Source organism: Candidatus Accumulibacter aalborgensis (assembly GCF_900089955.1).
Classification (GTDB): domain Bacteria; phylum Pseudomonadota; class Gammaproteobacteria; order Burkholderiales; family Rhodocyclaceae; genus Accumulibacter; species Accumulibacter aalborgensis.
In genome coordinates this window covers 1-1,981 of record NZ_FLQX01000081.1, presented here as the reverse complement: position 1 = coordinate 1,981, position 1,981 = coordinate 1, and the positions used below count along the sequence as shown (strand labels likewise).

General features: G+C 65.7%; 3 protein-coding genes. All 3 read right to left on the bottom strand.

Going from position 1 to position 1,981, the window contains the following annotated elements; genetic code table 11:
* Nucleotides 1-441: efflux RND transporter permease subunit (locus ACCAA_RS04895; protein WP_186406117.1), on the bottom strand; the 441-nt coding region annotated here is incomplete at its 3' end.
* A gap of 10 nt (nt 442-451) precedes the next feature.
* A complete protein-coding gene (locus ACCAA_RS04890; RefSeq protein ID WP_186406116.1) occupies nt 452-1,633 on the bottom strand; it encodes an efflux RND transporter periplasmic adaptor subunit in 1,182 nt (393 codons plus the stop codon).
* Nucleotides 1,634-1,738: 105 nt separating this feature from the next.
* Nucleotides 1,739-1,981 (bottom strand): thioredoxin family protein (locus ACCAA_RS04885; RefSeq protein ID WP_186406115.1); only part of this gene is annotated, 243 nt, incomplete at its 5' end.

Below are 1,981 nucleotides of genomic sequence, written 5' to 3'. Positions count from 1 at the left end.
GGCAGACGACAGCGCGACGTAGAAGATCGGCGAGTCGGCCGGATTCACCTTGCGGAACGACGGTGGGGTGGGCATGTTCGGCGGCAGTCTGCGCAAGGCAGCCGAAATCGCCGACTGTACGTCCTGCGCCGCCGCGTCGATGTTGCGGTCGAGCGCGAACTGGAGCGTGATCGCGGTGGACCCTTGAGCGCTGGTCGAGGTCATCGAATCGAGCCCGGCGATCGTCGAGAACTGGCCTTCGAGCGGTGTCGCGACGGCCGCGGCCATCGTTTCGGGTGACGCGCCCGGCAGGTTGGCGTTGACCGAAATGGTCGGGAAATCGACGCTCGGCAATTCGGAGACCGGCAAGGCACGGTAGGCAAGCAGCCCGAAAATGACGAAGGCTGCGATCAGCAAGGTCGTCATGACCGGTCGGCGGATGCAGAGTTCGGCAAGCTGCATGGCCTGGCCCTTACTTCTGCGCTGCGACGGCCGCCGTATCAGGCTCCGCCGGTTTCGTCCTGGATTCGACCCGGGCGCCTGCGGTGAGCCGCAACTGGCCGTCGGTGACGACGGTCTCGTCAGCCTGAACCCCCTTGGCCACAGCCGTCAAGCCGCCGGCGCTTGCGGCCACCTCGATCTTGCGCACCTCGGCAGTCCCTTGCGCACCGACGACGAAGACAAACGGCCCATCCGGGCCTTGCTGGACGGCCTCGTTGGCGACGACGACTGCATTGGGCAAGGAATCCAGATCCATTCCGACACGGAGAAACTGTCCCGGCATGAGCGCCTCGTCGTGGTTGTCGACCACCGCTTTCATCTGGATGGTGCCGGTGGTCATGTCGACGGCATTGTCGATGAAACGCACCTCGCCGGCGAAGCGCCGGTTTGCGTCGCCCGGAATCCAGACGCTGACTTGCAGGCAGCCGCCGCTTTTGCAGCCTGCCCCGCCGCGGGCCAGCGCAGCGCGCAACTGAGGCAGGTGCTTTTCGGGAACCGAGAAGGTGACGTAAAGCGGGCGCACCCGGTTGACCACGGCGACGATGGTTTCATTGATCTTCACCGCTGCGCCGGGGAAGATCAGCCGGGCACCGACGACACCGGCAAACGGCGCGCGTATGGTCGCGTAGGAAAGCTGCGAGCGCGCCAGTTCGACGGCCGCCTGGTCGGCGCGTAGCCCAGCGGTCGCCACCGCTTCGACGGTGCGCATTTCGTTTACTTTTTCTTCGGAGACGAAACCGCGACTTTGCAGCGCGAGGTAGCGCGCAGTGTCGGCCCTGGCCTTGGCCAGTTGCGCCTCGTCTCGCGCCGCATTGGCCTCTGCCTGTCGCAGGCGCAAGGTGAAATCGGTCGCATCGAGGCGAACCAGCTCGTCGCCCTGGCGGACATGCTGGCCCTCGGTAAACACCACCGCAGCCACCTGTCCGTCGACACGGGACTTGAGGCTGACGCTCTCGTAAGCCTCACCCCGACCGACGGCCTCGACGACGACCGGCATGTCCTTGAGCGTCGCTCGCGAGAGCACAACCGGCACTGGCGGCGGCGCTTTGATCGCCTGTGCGGCATCGGGTTGGCGGACACGGGTGTACCAATAGCCGCCGCCAACAGCAAGAGCTGCGATGGCTGCCAGGGCGAACCCTGTGCTCTTGCTCATCTGGCGTGCTCAGGAGAAAAGGTCAATTGCTGCGCTACCAGGGCTTGAGCGACTCGCCATCCTGCTGCGCTCCACTGACCGCCGGCGCCCTGAAGTCGCTGGGCATCATGCGCTGAGGTCGATCTGCGCCAGCGCGTGTTCAATCGCGCCGGCATCTGTCGGCCGGACGAGGCGCGCCACTTCCTTGCCCCGTTGCAGAAAGATGAGTGTTGGCCAGAGCTTGACGCGGTATGAACGTCCCAGCGCGCGACCGGGACCGTCTTCGATCCTGATGTGGCGGACCTGCGGATGACTGGCGAAAGCCGGGCCGATCAGTGGCTGGGCGGCCCGGCAGTAGCCACACCAGGA

Coding starts and splice junctions, on each gene's coding strand:
- ACCAA_RS04890 (WP_186406116.1), bottom strand. CDS start 1,633: ATGAGCAAGAGCACAGGGTTCGCCCTGGCAGCCATCGCAGCTCTTGCT.